General features: G+C 46.2%; 12 protein-coding genes. 7 read left to right on the top strand and 5 right to left on the bottom strand.

Annotated features, from left to right (window positions below):
* Nucleotides 1-89 precede the first annotated feature (89 nt).
* Both DXZ20_RS08275 and recN read right to left on the bottom strand, forming a co-directional pair.
* Nucleotides 90-2,102 carry an EAL domain-containing protein gene (locus DXZ20_RS08275; RefSeq protein WP_163697556.1) on the bottom strand — a complete coding sequence of 671 codons (2,013 nt, stop codon included), beginning with the start codon at nt 2,100-2,102 and terminating at the stop codon, nt 90-92.
* Between the two features lie 373 nt (nt 2,103-2,475).
* Nucleotides 2,476-4,194 (bottom strand): DNA repair protein RecN, encoded by a 1,719-nt coding sequence (gene recN / locus DXZ20_RS08280; protein WP_163697558.1) that lies wholly within the window; start codon nt 4,192-4,194, stop codon nt 2,476-2,478.
* 460 nt (nt 4,195-4,654) lie between these two features.
* Here recN and DXZ20_RS08285 point away from each other — a divergent pair, with 460 nt between their 5' ends.
* Nucleotides 4,655-6,580 carry an ABC1 kinase family protein gene (locus DXZ20_RS08285; RefSeq protein WP_163697568.1) on the top strand — a complete coding sequence of 642 codons (1,926 nt, stop codon included), beginning with the start codon at nt 4,655-4,657 and terminating at the stop codon, nt 6,578-6,580.
* Between the two features lie 112 nt (nt 6,581-6,692).
* Here the strand turns inward: DXZ20_RS08285 and DXZ20_RS08290 are convergent, their stop codons facing one another.
* On the bottom strand, nt 6,693-7,142 hold the full coding sequence (locus tag DXZ20_RS08290; protein ID WP_006516339.1) for a hypothetical protein: 450 nt from the start codon (nt 7,140-7,142) through the stop codon (nt 6,693-6,695).
* A gap of 487 nt (nt 7,143-7,629) precedes the next feature.
* Between DXZ20_RS08290 and DXZ20_RS08295 the strand changes: the two genes are divergently transcribed.
* Nucleotides 7,630-8,193 (top strand): hypothetical protein, encoded by a 564-nt coding sequence (locus DXZ20_RS08295; protein ID WP_163697570.1) that lies wholly within the window; start codon nt 7,630-7,632, stop codon nt 8,191-8,193.
* Nucleotides 8,194-8,241: 48 nt separating this feature from the next.
* Here the strand turns inward: DXZ20_RS08295 and DXZ20_RS08300 are convergent, their stop codons facing one another.
* The gene (locus DXZ20_RS08300) at nt 8,242-9,471 is read right to left on the bottom strand and encodes an FIST signal transduction protein (RefSeq protein WP_163697571.1); all 1,230 of its coding nucleotides are present in this window, start codon (nt 9,469-9,471) and stop codon (nt 8,242-8,244) included.
* 449 nt (nt 9,472-9,920) lie between these two features.
* Between DXZ20_RS08300 and DXZ20_RS08305 the strand changes: the two genes are divergently transcribed.
* The 4 genes from DXZ20_RS08305 (at nt 9,921) to DXZ20_RS08320 (ending at nt 12,436) form a co-directional block, all read left to right on the top strand.
* Nucleotides 9,921-10,145, top strand: a complete 225-nt coding sequence (locus DXZ20_RS08305; RefSeq protein ID WP_006516336.1) for a Calvin cycle protein CP12 — start codon at nt 9,921-9,923, stop codon at nt 10,143-10,145.
* Between the two features lie 195 nt (nt 10,146-10,340).
* Entirely contained in the window at nt 10,341-10,937 is a 597-nt protein-coding gene (locus tag DXZ20_RS08310; RefSeq protein WP_163697573.1) for a DUF3177 family protein, read from the top strand.
* 3 nt (nt 10,938-10,940) lie between these two features.
* Nucleotides 10,941-11,231 carry a DUF7734 family protein gene (locus DXZ20_RS08315; RefSeq protein ID WP_006516334.1) on the top strand — a complete coding sequence of 97 codons (291 nt, stop codon included), beginning with the start codon at nt 10,941-10,943 and terminating at the stop codon, nt 11,229-11,231.
* Nucleotides 11,232-11,368: 137 nt separating this feature from the next.
* The gene (locus DXZ20_RS08320; protein ID WP_163662631.1) at nt 11,369-12,436 is read left to right on the top strand and encodes a 3-deoxy-7-phosphoheptulonate synthase; all 1,068 of its coding nucleotides are present in this window, start codon (nt 11,369-11,371) and stop codon (nt 12,434-12,436) included.
* On the opposite strand, the gene DXZ20_RS08325 is transcribed toward DXZ20_RS08320, so the two are convergent.
* Complete coding sequence (locus DXZ20_RS08325; RefSeq protein ID WP_163662628.1) at nt 12,433-13,671, bottom strand: hypothetical protein; 1,239 nt, start codon at nt 13,669-13,671, stop codon at nt 12,433-12,435. The genes DXZ20_RS08320 and DXZ20_RS08325 overlap by 4 nt on opposite strands.
* Nucleotides 13,672-14,042: 371 nt before the next feature.
* Between DXZ20_RS08325 and DXZ20_RS38175 the strand changes: the two genes are divergently transcribed.
* Nucleotides 14,043-15,488 carry a FecR domain-containing protein gene (locus DXZ20_RS38175; RefSeq protein ID WP_163697575.1) on the top strand — a complete coding sequence of 482 codons (1,446 nt, stop codon included), beginning with the start codon at nt 14,043-14,045 and terminating at the stop codon, nt 15,486-15,488.
* The last annotated feature ends 166 nt before the right edge of the window (nt 15,489-15,654 follow it).

Below are 15,654 nucleotides of genomic sequence, written 5' to 3' on the forward strand. Positions count from 1 at the left end.
AAAAAGGGTGCGCAGAGAGGGCCATCAGCAAGTTTCCGAAAGTCACCTCCATTAGTTCAAATACCATAAATCAAAAACTGGTATAAGGGCTATGCGCTGATCGATGGTAAGGGCCTAGGCTTACTAATACCGTAACCCTGAGCATAACCTATGTTCAGAGTGCGCAGTCTTTCTAAAATGGCATCGTTTTCAGCAAACTCAGCAATAGTTTTCATGCCCATCATGATAGCCACCTGATTGACCATATCTACAATTGTTCGAATGTACTCTTCTTCATCAATGTTCCGAATTAAATCCCCATCAATTTTGAGGTAATCAACGGGTAATCGTCGTAAATAGCCAAAAGAAGAAACGCCACTGCCAAAATCGTCTAAAGCAAAGCGGATACCAAGCTTTTTCAAGGTGTTGATAAATTTAAGTGCTTGATCGAGCTGAGAGATAGTTGTTGTCTCAGTTATTTCAAAGCATAGTCGTTCTGCTGGCATAGCAGACTGTTGCAACAACTGTGTCACAAACTCAGTAAATCTCTCGTCACTTAAACTACTACCTGAGAGATTGATAGCTACTATTGTGTTTGCTTCAGGATAGTAGTGGTGGTAGTTTGTTAGCACAGTTTTCACTACCCAGCGGTCTATAAGACCTATCATTCCATAGCGTTCTGCCATGGGGATAAACAGATTTGGCTGAACAATATTCCCGTTCTCGTCAGTCAATCGCAACAAAATTTCAACATGTTGATATGAGTCATTGAGCAGTGAAATGATCGGTTGTTCCATCAGGTAAAACCGGTTTTCTTCAATTGCTTGAGGGATATTAGCGATATGGACTAATTCAAGATGTTGTCGATCAAGTTCTGTATCATTTTGGTCGGCTAAATAAACGCGACCTCGCCCTAGATCCTTGGCTTTATAACAGGCCAAATCAGCTCTGCTCAGTAGGTCAATCACATTAGAGGCATCACCTAATATGGGCACTAGTCCAATACTTACCCCCACCTGAAATTGGCGGCCACGCCATACAAATTGATAGTCCTTAATTTTGTCGACGAGATGCTGAGACAGTTTTTGGCCTTGCTCTATAGAGCAACCTTCCAGCAATAAGCCAAACTCATCACCACCAAGTCGCCCTAAACTATCAGAGCTACGAATATTTTGTTGCAGCAGCTGTGCAAGTTCTGTCAATAGCTGGTCACCGATGAGGTGACCAGCTGTATCATTAACGATCTTAAACTGATCTAAATCCAGATAGCCCAATACTGATTGAATCCCACGATCACGTACGCGCTGAATAGCTTGCCTGAGTCGGGTGTCAAACTCGTTACGATTAATTAAACCCGTCAACGGGTCATAGGCAGCTTGATAGGCAATTGTCTGGGTGAGATTGTACTCTTCTGTAATTTCCCGTTGTAAACCTCGATACCCCTGAAAGACATGATGCTCATCAAATAAAGGATGGGCGTTGAGTTTAAAGATGCGTAGCGTTGTGTTGGAAGTGTGTAATCGTAGAGTGAAATTTTCCAGAGGTTGGTGCTGAAGTAATCGCTCGTTCAGTTGCTCCCAGTTGGCCTCCAAATTAGAAATAGTTTTTAGGGCTTGACCCAAGGCTTGACCTTCTAATCCTTCACATTGCAGATAGTGAAAGTTCCCAGACAAATAGGAGATTTTTAGATCTTTATCTAACTCCCAAAATAAATCAGCTCCCAATGTCGCCAGATCTTGGTATCGTTTCTCATTTTCTTGTAAAAGATAGGTATGTTGATTGTGACAGCGATATATGACAATCAGCAATGCGCCAATCCAAAGACTTTCTAAGCATAGGCAAACGATCAGCCACATGATTGCTGAAGTAAATCTAGTATCTTGCTTTGCTAACTGTGCCCAAAAATATGTATTTCCTATTTTCACGCCTTTCTGTTCAAAAGATAACCCTGTCTTGGTCTGTAGCTCGGCTTGTAATAAAGTTGGGCCATATTTAGGGATGATGTCTCTGGTGAGTTGGTTAGCAGGTGTTGTACTGGAGGTGATTAGCCATAAAGCACAAGCGTTTGCTCCAATCCAGGGAATCTTTAGGGCATGCCATGGAATAACAGGAGGATTAATCACGGTTTTGAGCAGATAATAGCTATAAGCTGGCAATAATGTTGACTATTGCTGCCAATGAAGAGTCGATAAGTAACCGGTTACTCCCTATTGATATCAACTATCACCCACGGTGTGCATGTGCTGAATATCGTATATGTTGCCTTGGCCTTCAAGAATCGATGGTTGAACTCGGGTTCAACATACCCAAGCCGTGGCGGAATGTATAACTTAGGTGTTGCTGAACCTCGGGATGGTTTCAGCTGTTAGATCTAAGCTGTTAGGGAGTTTTACGGATCGATGTGTCCTTTCAGCAACGGTAACTGACGTATACCCAGATGACAGTATGCCCCTTGCGTATGAGTCAGTTACCGTTGCCCATGGGTGTGGCTCTTGCTTAAGTTTCACGGATAGAGGCTGCCTGGGCTAAAAGCGATTCAGCAAATGCAATGCCTTCCTGATGGGAGCGACCCCCAGCTAACTGGGCAAGCTCTTCCCGACGGGCATCTTCATCTAAGCCAGTGACCCTAACAACTGTTCGCTCATCGGTCTTCTTTTTGCCGTTTGTGACGACTTGTTTGTCAACATGAAAATGGGCATCAGCCATAGCTGCAACTAAGGGTTGATGAGTAACACAGAGCACTTGGCGATTCTGACTTAACTGATAAAGCTTTTCTGCAATTGTCTGAGCAACACGTCCTGAAACACCTACGTCAATTTCATCAAATATGAGGGTGCCAATCGGATCTACTTTGGTAAAACAGGCTTTGAAAGCTAGTAAAAAACGGCTCATTTCTCCACCAGAAGCAGTTTCTGTCAGTGGTTGTAAGGGCTCGCCGGGGTTGGGACTAAACAGAAATTCAACCACATCGGCTCCATGGGGTTGTGGGGATTCCAGGGGGCTCAAATCGGCTTTGAACTTGACCCGCTCCATAGCTAAGGGTTTGAGTTCCTCAACCAGTTGTGATTCCAATCGTTTTGCCGCTTTCTTGCGAAGTTTGGTGAGCTTTGCACATTCAGCTTCTAATGTGGTTTGGGCTTGTTCATTCGCTGCTTCTAACGCTTCAATGGTTTGCCCGTCACCATTGAGCGCATCTAGAGCCACTTGAATTTCTTGGTAATACTCAATTAACTCGGGTAAATCACGCCCATATTTCCGACATAGCTGCTTGAGATAACTCATGCGTTCTTCAACCTCAGCTAAACGAGTTGGGTCTGTCTCTAAATTTTCACCATAGGTATTGATTTGACGACCTGCTTCTTCTGCTTGGGCCAGGGCATCGCTGACGAGATCCAGTATGGGTGTGACGTCTTCATCAAAGCGCTGCATGGAGCTGAGTAGCTGTTCTACTCGTCCTAGTAAGTCAGAGCAGCTGTCAAAGCTACCGTCACTTTCATAGAGCACTTGGTAAGCCTCGTAGCTTTGTTTTTGTAGCTCGACGCTATGGCTCAGGCGTTGATGCTCTTGCTTTAAGCGATCTAGTTCATCTGGTTCTTGCAAGTTAGCTCCGCTCAGGTCTTGGGCGTGATATTCAAATAAATCTAGCTGCTGTTGCCGTTGTTGTTCAGCGCGATGACGACGGTCTAGAGCCTGTTGTGCATTGCTGGCGGCTGTGTAAGCTTGGGCCACTACCTGGCGTTGTTGTAATTGTGGATTACCGCCAAAGCCATCTAGCCAATTGCGCTGAGCATCTACAGACCCGAGCTGAACTGTTTGCCCTTGAGCGGTAATTTCTACTAATAAGCGCCGCAGCTCTTCTAATTGATTCTTTTTGACGACAACGTCATTGAGGCGACTACGACTACGGACGCTGCCTCTGCCTGTAGTGAGTTCGCGGGTACATCGTAAGCCATCGCCGTTGAACGGGATATCGTTGGCTGTGAGCCAGTCGGCTACGGCAGGAGGTGCATGGAAAGTAGCTTCGATTACGGCTTTTTTCGAGCCGGTACGCACTAACCGCCCACTGGCTTTTCCTCCCAGGACTGTATCAATGGCATCGAGAATAATAGATTTACCGGCTCCTGTTTCTCCGGTCAGTACATTGAGGCCAGGCTGTAGCGATAATTCAAGCTGATCGATCAGGGTAAAATTATCGATTTTTAAGGAGGTTAGCATGGCCATTGCCTCCTGGATGCAAGTGTTAATAAAGAGATGTGACGACTAAACCAGATCACAGTGTGGGACAGCCAAATAACGGCACTGCTCGGTCGGCGAGCTAATCAATTTTACTGTGGATTTTTTACTGTGAAAATCATCGGTGAAGTGCCAGTTGCTGCCGACATATAAAATCCTTACGCTTTTTTAGGCGACAATTATGGCACTGAAGATCGCTAAGGACATTTTGATGCAGCTTGAAGGAAAGTAGTGGGTAGGAACTTCGGTTTCTTCGACTGTCGCTTTCCTGCCGAGCAAATTATGCTGATATTGACGCTAGGGGATGAGGAACGACGGGGGGACTTGTTACAATATTTAACAAGTATGCCAGGCTTGGTGTTAGTTTCATTGAGCCAAATGATATATCGCTAAGTCGCGATCGCACTTATTTAAAAGCTTATAGATAATAGAGATATAACCTATGCGTGCTGCGTCAATGTCCTCTAGCCTGAATGATCCTATGGTGTCGCCAGTACGATCTTTAGATGAGCTGCTCACTTATGATCCGGTTGAGATTGAACGTTACTATCGCTCTCGACCATTCCAAATTATTCTGCGATTGCTAGAGCTCGTTTGGACATTTCTTGGATTGGGTCTTGCCGCTCTTTGGGATAAGCAAACTGGCGGTCAAGCTAAGAATGAAGTTAAACGTGCTGTCCAGCTTAGGGAAGCGTTGACTAAACTAGGGCCTGCCTACATCAAAATTGGCCAGGCCCTATCCACACGGCCTGATTTGGTGCCTCCTGCTTTTATGGAGGAACTAGTCAAGTTGCAAGATCAGATTCCTCCTTTTTCAAACGAAATTGCCTTTCGTCTGATTCGAGAAGATCTGGGCCAGGACCCATCCATTATCTATGGTGAGATCTCACCAAATCCAGTCGCTGCGGCTTCCCTGGGACAAGTCTATAAAGGTAAATTGCAAACGGGTGAATATGTGGCCATTAAGGTGCAGCGGCCAGGGCTGACTGCCCAAATTACCCGTGATATTTACCTGTTACGACGATTAGCACAGTGGGCGTGTAATAACTTGAGTGTGGTGCGCAGTGACTTAGTCAGCATCATGGATGAGTTTGGCACCCGCATCTTTGAGGAGATGGACTATAACCATGAAGGAGAAAATGCCCAGCTGTTTGAGGCCCTCTATGGCTATATGCCTGACATCATTGTGCCGAAGATTTACACTGAGCTGACGGCTCGTCGAGTGCTGACCATGGAGTGGATTAATGGCACTAAACTGACCGAACCCCAGGCACTTGAATCTAAGGGACTAAAGGCGACTGAAATTGTTGAAATTGGAGTGCAATGTTCCCTCAGGCAGCTGTTGGAACATGGGTTTTTCCATGCTGATCCTCACCCTGGCAATTTACTCGTAACCGACAATGGCAAATTGGCCTATCTCGACTTTGGCATGATGTGTACCGTAGAGGAGTATCAGCGCTACGGTTTGATTGAAGCGATTGTTCATATGGTAAATCGCGATTTTGATGGTTTAGCTCACGATTACGTCAAATTAGAATTTCTTACGCCTGAAACTGACTTAAATCCTATTATTCCGGCATTGGCCACTGTTTTTAACAATGCTTTAGGTGCTTCAGTGGCAGAGCTTAACCTCAAAAGCATCACGGATGAGTTTTCAGCCCTGATGTATGAATATCCATTTCGGGTGCCTGCCTATTACGCCCTGATTATTCGTTCCCTTGTCACCCTGGATGGTATCGCTATTAGCGTTGATCCTAACTTTAAGGTGCTGAGTAAGGCCTATCCCTATGTGGCTAAGCGGTTGCTGACTGATCCCTCTCCAGAATTACGTCGATCCCTGCAAGAGCTTTTGTTTAAGGATGGTGATTTCCGTTGGAACCGTCTGGAAAATCTTTTGCGCAATGCTCGTTCGAGTCAGGACTACGACTTGGAAAAGGTTTTACAGCAAACCATTGACTATTTGTTCTCAGAGCGTGGCGATCACATTCGTGACTATCTTGCGGATGAGTTGGCTAAAAGTCTTGATCAGTTTGGCCATAGCTTAGTCCAACGTCTGCAAATCGCAGTCAAGAGTGAGCCTACTAAACCCACTGTTGCTGTCGGTCCATCTTCCAAAGATTGGGAGCATATCAGCCGTATCGTAGGTCTTTTGGGAGAAACTAAGGGGGTGAGTGGTGGCACTGTCGTCAAACTAGTGCCTCAAGTCCTTTCTAAACCAGAGACTCGTCAGATGGGGCAGCGCGTGGCTCGAAATCTAGCACAGCGTGCGGCTGCTAGGCTACTTCGCGGTATTTTTCTGCAAACGACGACTCAACCGCAGTCGGTTTCTGTCAGTGCGCCTCTTTTATCCGCCCAAAAGTCGGCATAAAATTTGGCGTATTAGGTAAAGCTAAGGCCTGATTCGAGTAAGCATGCAACAGCGACGGCTCCCCTATTGTGTTGATTGAGTTTCGTTCTGTCGCTCTATAGCGACTGCACCTCTACTGTGTTGATTGAGTTTCGTTCTGTCGCTCGATTTCTTCCTGTTCCAGCCTGAGTTTTTTTTCTAATGCTTGAATTTCGTCGCGTCGAGCAGCAGTCTCTAAAGCTCGACGACGAATTTCCTGGCTCTGCAACGTTAGAGACTGACGCCACTGTTCGGCCCGCTCAACTTCTTGATGGAAAAACTGTGGGGTCACCCCCTGGGTCAAAAATTGAGACACTAAATCTAAAATCCAGTCCGTTGCTTCCTGGATATCAACCACTTGATTTGACGCATCTAGCTCCACTAAAACTAGGGTGCCTTCATTAAAAGTTACAGGTAGAGTAGATACGACTTCTTGATCACCGATAGATAATTCCCAAAGATAGTCTTCGAGCTGACGCGCCAGAAATTGTAAGACAGGCGCGCCCTCAGACGTGGTGTGGCAAACTTTGGCCAAGTGCTGCATGGTTGGATAAGCAAACGGCTAAAACCTAGTATACCCTTACCCCCTACGCCGTTTATCTGCTCTGTCGGGGAGGTTCGTCAAGATTTCGTACCTGTCTCGTATAAAGGGACACAAAATTGAACTTATGGGGTCTTCAGATTACCATTGAGCGAGTCATAATTCGATGAATAATTTTATTCGGCTACTGCTCTCAGCCTCAGCTCAAAATAAGGGTGGGTTTTATCAAGGACCGCGTTCGGATTACTTAAATATGATTTAAATTCCGTCAAAAAAGTCTTTGCGTTCCGGATACTTTTTGCTATGCCCAACGTCTGATATCTCAAGTGCAATAGTTAAGACGCTGTTTACAAATGTAGATCGTCTGGTTTCAAATACCTTCCTTTCGCCTTGGGTAAAGACGAGGGTCTTTGGAACAGACGCTACGCTTATATCTCTTAGGGGATTTGCTTTCAGAGTTTAGGGTTACTAATTAAGTAGAGTCCAAATTATGTCCTTTCATCATGCTCAGCCTCATAAAAGTGGCTCGTCTGGTAATTGTGAACCTTTGGATGGTTCACAAAAGCATGCCGGTGGCGAACATCGTGAGTTTTCTGCGGTTGATGCCTCTGACCAAAGGACGTCTAATCGTGACAGTTATGACGAAGAAGCACGTTTTGAACTTCTCAGTGCCTATCTAGATGACGAAGTCACTGCTGAAGAGCGGAAGCTTGTAGCTCAGTGGCTGATGGACGATCCCAATACCCAGCAAATGTATCAAAGGTTGTTGATGTTGCGTCAGGCAATTCGAACAGCGCCGGTACCATCCCAACCATCCTTGCAAGTGCCTAACTCATCACAACAGGCGTGGGGAGCTTGGTCCCTATGGCCAATGCGTCGAATGTTGGTCTGTGCCATTGCGATCGCACTGTTTAGCAGTCTTAGTCAGTTGGGCACTGCTTGCGGACGTCAGCAATTACAAGAGGCCTGGCAATTTATTAAGACCTTACCCCAGGGGACCTTATGGGAAATTGCTGCAACTGTGACTGAGCTATCTTCTAATCCTGATAAGTAAGTGTGAGCATACGTCATGAGAAACTGTCTGGAGTTAGCCAGTAAAAACTTACTTGTCCAATTCTCGGCAAATCCCAAATACTGAAGTAAAACCGTGGAGAAACGTTGTATTTCCAACGGGACCAATTTCGCCACTACAAAAAAAACCTCCCAGCGGCACTGGTCCCAGCTGGCTACTAAACTGTTTTGTGTCACAGTTAGGCGTATCAAATAGACTGGTACCTCGTCCATTGCAGGCAAACAGCAATGCGCCCGACGGAGCAGATCGTGCTTGATTTTCCAATCGGTAGGTTTTCAGCAGTGCTACCAAGTCGTCTTTAGCCGTGTGAGCATCTCGCAGATGGAACTGAATTCTCTGACCTGGACGAATTCGATCGGCAATGGCAATGGCACCCACTTTTGGGTCTACTCCCACCAGGTTGCGAATAAGAAAATCACCCTGTCCTAAGGCTTGTTTAAAGCTACTTTGCGCAAGACCAATAAATAATGATTCTTGAGCCAGTTGTCGATCAGTTTCATCTAAATCCTGGAACAATTCCTGGAGTGCTTCCAAGGGCGTTTGGGTATCAGCTTCATTTTGGGAGGCTTGAGCTGCTACTTTCGTCACGACATTGCGGTCCCCTTCGACTACGCGAAAGGTGGGACCTATGGGACGGCATCCCTGGGCGACAATGGCATCAATGACGATGTTGCCCGACAGGGCTACCCCCACGACGCCTTGGCGATAGAGCTGTTGCCCGCAGAAGAGTCCACAGCTACGGCTAATACTTTCGATGCCTGCGAGTCCTCCCACCTTGACTGATTCTGGATAGGCAAAATCTAACCCTTGTAGAAGGTCATTCATTCCTGATGCAAAGGGATCGGCCATTAATAAAAAGTGAGGTTTCTCTGCCGGTGACACGCCAATGATTTCAGTCCATTCGCTAGGAGGACTATCTAAATCAGGGAGTTCATCAATTGACAAATGAAATCCCTGGATGTTGACATCGGGAAGATAGGCAACGGTTAGACTGATTCCTGCGGTTTCTTCGACTTCAACTAACTCACCTGTATTACTTCTGCCAATCACTCCGCCGCCACTGCAGCCAACGATGTGGGCACCACCCAGAGGACCTTTGAGTAAAGGCAATACACGGGAATATTCACTAGCAAAGGCTGATGAAATAAAGATAATGGCTAAGTTAGGTGCCATTTCTAGCTGGGTTAATACCCGCTCAATCACCTCCCGCAGTGCTAATTCCAGTGAAGGATGGGTAGAGACGGCACTAGCCCATTTCATAGCGTTTGGTGGCGATGATGGCAAACTCAATACTCTCAAAAATAAATCAAGATGTTAATAGTCTAGCTTCCAGCCTATTGCCGTTAAGTTAAATTCCAGAGGGGAGCAACGACTCTATTGATGCCTTCATCCGATGGACTTAGACTGTCTTGGCTACAAGATTCTACATAATGTGGCTATAAAGCTAGGCTTTACAAGCTAACCTTACCCAGGTGTTAGGTATATCTGCGGCTTTAAAGCATACCTTGCTGCTGGAGCAGTTCCATTAATTGCAAAATGCTTCTTTAGATACAACGAGTTTGAAAAAACCGAAGCTAACATAGAAGGGTAAACCACCTCCATGCAATGCTGTTCTCAGTGGGGAACTCTAAGCAGGCCACTGGCAACTGCTATAAGCACACTTTCAAATCAAATACTTCGTTGAAAGTAAAGGTAGATAATTAAAAGCTATGAGCGATATTCAAGAAAAGATCTCTGAAGAAATCAAAGCAGCTCGAGATGTCTGCACCACTGACGGTAGCGGTTCTGATGCATGTGCAGCTGCTTGGGATGCTGTGGAAGAACTTCAAGCTGAAGCCTCTCACCAGCGTGAATCTGAGAAGCCAAAGACCAATTTTGAAACCTACTGCGATGAAAACCCTGAGGCAGATGAGTGCCGCATATATGAGGACTAAGCACAGGCTGTGATTCTTGTAAGACTGATAATTTAATGCCGTAGAGCTGAATGATTAGTCTGATTGGGTACATTAGGCCGAGCTCCCATAAAAGGAGCTCGGCCTTAATAGTGCTAGAAGAGGGGGATGGCTCTCTATTCTCGCGGCCCAACGGTGTTAACCTAGAGAGCGTTTTGATAGCACGCCATAATTTCTATGCCGAGTTCTGAACTCCTACAGTCATTGGTTTGGATGGACTATCGCCTGGCCGTAATATTCACGGTTTTATTCCCCTTACTCCTTTTAGTATGGGGACTCATTGGCCGAGCGGAAGTGATTCAGCAGCTGTTAGTGATCTATTGGAAAGTCTCTAGCCTGCTGGCAATTACCGTTTATCTGATGATTGCAGGGTTACCCTTCAGCTTTTTGACTGCTGTCATGGCGAGGGTCATGATGCCCGTATCTTTGTGGTTCTGGGCCGATCTCAATGAAGAACTTCGAGAGCAACCCTTCTCTGGGTTAAAACTTGTGTTTACATCTTGGCGCTGGGCGCTAACGTTCTACTGCGGTTTAGGTTTGCTTTTCCAGCTACCCTTTTTGCGGTGTAGTTTTTCTCGTGTTGCTTTTGCCGCTGAAAGTTGCCAAGTTTGGTTGGAGGCTCCCAAGTTATTTAGGCAATCCTTTCATACTGGCTTTACCCCTGGATTCCTGGGATTCTGGGCAATTTTAGCGTTAGTCATTTACCTGCTAACCCTGAGCTACTTTATTTTTGTAAAGTTGGGACGTCAAGGACGGTCAGCACTCAACCAGTAGATCATGGCTATTTCAATTGAGAAACAACTTGAGCAATATACGTTGCAAAACCTCCAAGAGGTTTTATTGGTGACTGTTGAGATCGATGGAGAAATAGATGAAATTCTTGTCTTTCGAGGCTTTTCTAGCTCTCTGATGCGACCAACTGCCGCAGACCCAGATGTGCCAGTGTTACCTGATGATGCTGTCATTACTACGATTGACCGGTTGGCGAGTCCCTATCAACCTGACTGTCCAAATTATCTAGAACGGCAGATTAGTTGGGCAGACTTTTCCCAACGTTTAAACTCCTAACTAATCCTTCAGGTCACACGCGTTACGTTCAAGACCTGTCACAATAGATACAAGCTGCGGTATCCTAGGTCGTCCCCAATGTAATCCTGTGTGGGACTGGCTGTTTTGCTAGCTTTACATCGCGATTTTTCCTGGTTATGTATCAAACGCAAGATTTACACGTAGTTGAGACTCGACCACTGATCAGTCCCGCTCTGCTCCATGCGGAGCTGCCTTTAACTCAATCGGCTGCGGCTCTGGTCGCCCAAACTCGCGATCGCATCCGCAATATTCTCTACAACGAAGATCGTCGCCTACTTGTCATTGTGGGGCCTTGCTCTGTGCATGATGTAGATGCTGCCCATGATTATGGCCGCCGGTTAGTGAAACTACGGGAAGCTCTAGCAGGTCAGCTTGAAATTGTGATGCGAGTCTACTTTGAAAAGCCTCGCACCAACATTGGTTGGAAAGGGCTGATCAATGACCCCCACTTGGATGGCAGCTATGACATCAACCGGGGGTTGCGCCTGGCCCGTCAGTTGTTGATTGATCTTGCGGAGATGGGGTTGCCAGCGGCAACCGAGCTATTAGATCCAATCACGCCTCAATATATTGCTGATGTCATTTCTTGGACAGCCATTGGCGCTCGTACTACCGAAAGCCAAACCCATCGCGAAATGGCGTCGGGGTTATCCATGCCCATTGGTTTTAAAAACAATACTGATGGTAGTTTGCAGGCTGCGACCAACGCCATGATGGCAGCCAGTCGCGCTCACCATTTTCTGGGGATCAACCACAGCGGCCTTGCCAGCATCGTAGCAACCACAGGTAATCCCGATGGTCATTTGGTGTTACGGGGTGGCAAGAATGGACCTAATTATGATGAGCAAAATGTTCAACAGGCTGTGCAGCAGCTCTCCAAAGCAGGCCTCAATCCCCGCTTGATGGTGGACTGTAGTCATGCCAATGCTAACAAGCAACACCAACAGCAGTCTGTGGTTCTCGAAAGTTTAGCAGACCAGCTCAAAACCGGTTCTCGCCATATTCTTGGGGTAATGATAGAAAGCCACATTAAAGCTGGCCGTCAATCAATTCCTGAAAATTTAGATGACCTCGTCTATGGTCAAAGCATTACTGATGCCTGTGTTGATTTTGAAACAACCCAAGTCATGCTAGAACAGCTTGCTGCCGCTGTTGAACCGCATCTCTCAGCTGCGTCCCTTTAAAAAAGAGGCACATTGACGTTAATACTTGCACCGTAAATAATGTCATCAAAGTCGACATTCGACAGAGAAGATCGACCAAATCGAAATCCAGTGAATAAGCTCAATCGAGTTGTACTTGATAGGTCGTGGCTAAACTGAGCCAGGATCTGATGATAGGTATCGTGGCGCTCTATTTCTGTGTAGTCATCGAGAAACAGCTGATATAAGAAGCTTACGCGAGTTTGAGGATCAAAACCGTAGTTGATAGAGCCAGTGGCGATCTGAGTGAAGCGACTGAATGCTTTTGGATCGCTAATGCTCAAACGAGCCTGATAGTAAGTGTCTAACCAGGTGCGGTTATTGAGAATGTCACGCCGACTAAGCAGCAACTCGACATAGTTGGCCTGAAAAAATGAGTCGCTACCAGGGGTGCTGAGATCCTGATAACGCCAATTCAGCTGTCCATAGCTGCTTTGCCCTAAACGCTGACGAATGCCTGCTTGAAACTGTAATTCGTTGTAATCGACGATAGATAGGTCTTCATAGCGAGCTAGATTGGCTTCGGCGCTGAGCAACAAATTAGTGCCGTCTGCAATGCGTGGAAATGCGAAAACACCGATTCCTGTTTGATAAATGCGATCGTCAATGGGGTTGGGAGTGCGGAAGAGGTTGTTGCCTCCGTAGACGTTAGCTCGACCTGTTAGAAAGACGGTTGTTTGCCGTGTAGGTTCTGGCTCTACTTCCAGGGGCACATCTTCAGTGGGGCGAATGCGCAGGATCCCTAGCTCACTATCAATGCCAATGGGTTGCGATCGCACCCGTAAAATACCTAGCTCATCATCAATTGCTCCGTTTCTTTCATCTTCATCTTCGTCAGTTTGTGATTCATCTTCAGTGCCGAGTTCTTCATCCTCTGCAATCTCCAGGCTGACGCTACCAATATTGCGATCGTTGTCGCTATCCTCAAAAGATATTTCGGAAGACTGCTCTAATAGCTTTGACGGAAAGCTAACACCCGTAACATTCTTCCTGGCGGTCAAGAATTGCTTATGCTCTAGATAGGTGAATGGCTCTGTTAAAGGCACAGGTGTACCCGTTGTTTCAAGTAGCTCTGTAGCTGCTGGTCGCCTATCAATGACTCTTTTTAATGGAAGTGACGACTGAGCATCCGCTTGATGGCTCAGTCCTCCCCAACTTCCTAGGCACACTGCCAAAAACTGTATGCTCGCCAATGGCCCAGAAAACAGCCTCATCATCAACTAATTTTCCATCAATACTAATTAACCTATCTGTATATCTAATTAATTTTCCCAACATGAAAGACTGAGCTGAGTCTTGATATCCCCAGAAAAGCGCAGCATTTGTAACTATAGTTCACAAGAACTACCACTATGGATTGATGTCGTCTGTCTAAATACTTAAAGCATTCTTCCCAGACTCAAAAAAATACCGAACAATCAGGATAAAGACCAGGTAAATTACAAAATTTGGGTAGCAATTTAAAGAAAGTATGAATACACTATGGCCATGATGCTGGAAAGTTAGGTACTATTACTAATGGAGCAGAGGAAAAGCTTCTGCCCGGTGTATTTGCCCAGTACTTCTGCCCATTAGCCCTTGCTTCACTATGTGCAAAGTTTCTGCTCGCTGGTATTCGCTTTTACTGGGTGCTGCTCTAATTTTTGGGCTGCCAAGCGCCGCTTTAGCTCAGTCCACTCTTACTTGGGCTAAGGTTGAGAGATTGCGTAACCGGGTACACCTTATTCCTAATAATCGTAATGCCCGACGTGCAAGAGTTGCGGACGTTATGGGTGTGGGTGATGCTCTTCGTACAGCTGCATCATCGCGAGCTGAGCTAAGTTTCAACGATGGTTCTCTGGCGCGGGTTGGCGAGCAAGCTACCTTTCGATTCACTCCCAATACCCGTAATTTTCAGTTGTCTAATGGGACTGTCCTATTGTTGATTCCGCCCGGTCGTGGTCGCACCACTATACAAACGCCCAATGCAGTTACCGGGATTCAGGGCTCTGCTTTATTTGTTCGTGTGCGTTGTCTAGCAGAACTGTCATCTGAAGGCCACTGTCCATCTCCTGTAACTTTAGTTGGAGCTCTAACTAATAATCCTGCTGGTCCCATGGTTGCTTACAGTGGAAGCGGCTTTCAACAGCAGCCTATTTATGCAGGAGAAATGGTGGTCATTGAGGGTGATGTCATCACCCAGCGGCACCAATTTGATTTAAAAACTTTTTACGAGACAAGTGGGTTAGTAGAGGGGTTGCAACTTGATAGTTCTACTCCTCCTGCCAATTTGCCTTTGGAGCTTCAGGAAGTCTGGCAAGAGATTCAGGATGCTCTAGAACTTCAAGGAGATTTTGATAATCAGGGTTTAGTGGAAGAAATAGTTGAGAACCCTGGTTTTATTGCGCCAGTCGTCAATGCTTTTCATGATGAGCTAAATGAAACCGCAGGAGACGATTTTTTTGTTGATTTCCCACCGTTCGCATCTTCACCTGCTGCTGCCTTCCACGGCACAAGTGGGCAAGTTGCAACTTCTCAATCAGAGGATCCTGCTACGGTGACGGTCACTGAGGTGCCAAGAGAAGTTGACACAACTGTAACTAGTGCCATTGTAAGAGAGGCCTTCAATAATACAAATAGGGGTATCTCATCGGGGGGGCCTACTGTAGGTGTGTCATCTCCTGCGACTCCGGAGGTGCCAACAACGGTAACGCCAACGCAACCCGAAGTGCCCACAATTGTCTCAACACCGACACAGCCTGAGGTACCTTCTACTCCAACGGTACCAACGACGCCAACGCAACCCGAAGTGCCCACAATTGTCTCAACACCGACACAGCCTGAGGTGCCCTCAACTCCGATTTCCAAGCCTACGCCTGAAATTCCGACTACGCCAGTGGTCACTAATCCGCCAGAAGTCGTAACACCTGATTTAGAACCTGATCGGGTACCTGTGGATTCTGAAGAATTTAACTGGCAACAACCCTCTGGTGCTAACGATCCTGACGTCTTGCAGGGGCCTAATTTTTCAATTGATGGCTCAACTGTCAATTGATATTGTTAGTTTGCAATATTTTTTCGCCATTGCTGATGGATGGGGATGAATCGTACTGACAAAATCGCTATTTCAGCATTCTTAAGAAAAAGCCTTTAATTTTGAGTATTAATTACTTAATAATGCGCTTGAGTGGAATGGAGCGGCGTAATTCTGTGTGGCTATA

Origin of the sequence: Adonisia turfae CCMR0081 (assembly GCF_011009555.1) — a bacterium.
GTDB lineage: Bacteria > Cyanobacteriota > Cyanobacteriia > Phormidesmidales > Phormidesmidaceae > Leptothoe > Leptothoe turfae.

Bases quoted from the DNA above. Each gene is read 5' to 3' on its own strand.
- recN (WP_163697558.1), bottom strand. From the start codon at position 4,194: ATGCTAACCTCCTTAAAAATCGATAATTTTACCCTGATCGATCAGCTT.
- DXZ20_RS08285 (WP_163697568.1), top strand. From the start codon at position 4,655: ATGCGTGCTGCGTCAATGTCCTCTAGCCTGAATGATCCTATGGTGTCG.
- DXZ20_RS08290 (WP_006516339.1), bottom strand. From the start codon at position 7,142: ATGCAGCACTTGGCCAAAGTTTGCCACACCACGTCTGAGGGCGCGCCT.
- DXZ20_RS08295 (WP_163697570.1), top strand. From the start codon at position 7,630: ATGTCCTTTCATCATGCTCAGCCTCATAAAAGTGGCTCGTCTGGTAAT.
- DXZ20_RS08300 (WP_163697571.1), bottom strand. From the start codon at position 9,471: ATGAAATGGGCTAGTGCCGTCTCTACCCATCCTTCACTGGAATTAGCA.
- DXZ20_RS08305 (WP_006516336.1), top strand. From the start codon at position 9,921: ATGAGCGATATTCAAGAAAAGATCTCTGAAGAAATCAAAGCAGCTCGA.
- DXZ20_RS08310 (WP_163697573.1), top strand. From the start codon at position 10,341: ATGCCGAGTTCTGAACTCCTACAGTCATTGGTTTGGATGGACTATCGC.
- DXZ20_RS08315 (WP_006516334.1), top strand. From the start codon at position 10,941: ATGGCTATTTCAATTGAGAAACAACTTGAGCAATATACGTTGCAAAAC.
- DXZ20_RS08320 (WP_163662631.1), top strand. From the start codon at position 11,369: ATGTATCAAACGCAAGATTTACACGTAGTTGAGACTCGACCACTGATC.
- DXZ20_RS08325 (WP_163662628.1), bottom strand. From the start codon at position 13,671: ATGATGAGGCTGTTTTCTGGGCCATTGGCGAGCATACAGTTTTTGGCA.
- DXZ20_RS38175 (WP_163697575.1), top strand. From the start codon at position 14,043: ATGTGCAAAGTTTCTGCTCGCTGGTATTCGCTTTTACTGGGTGCTGCT.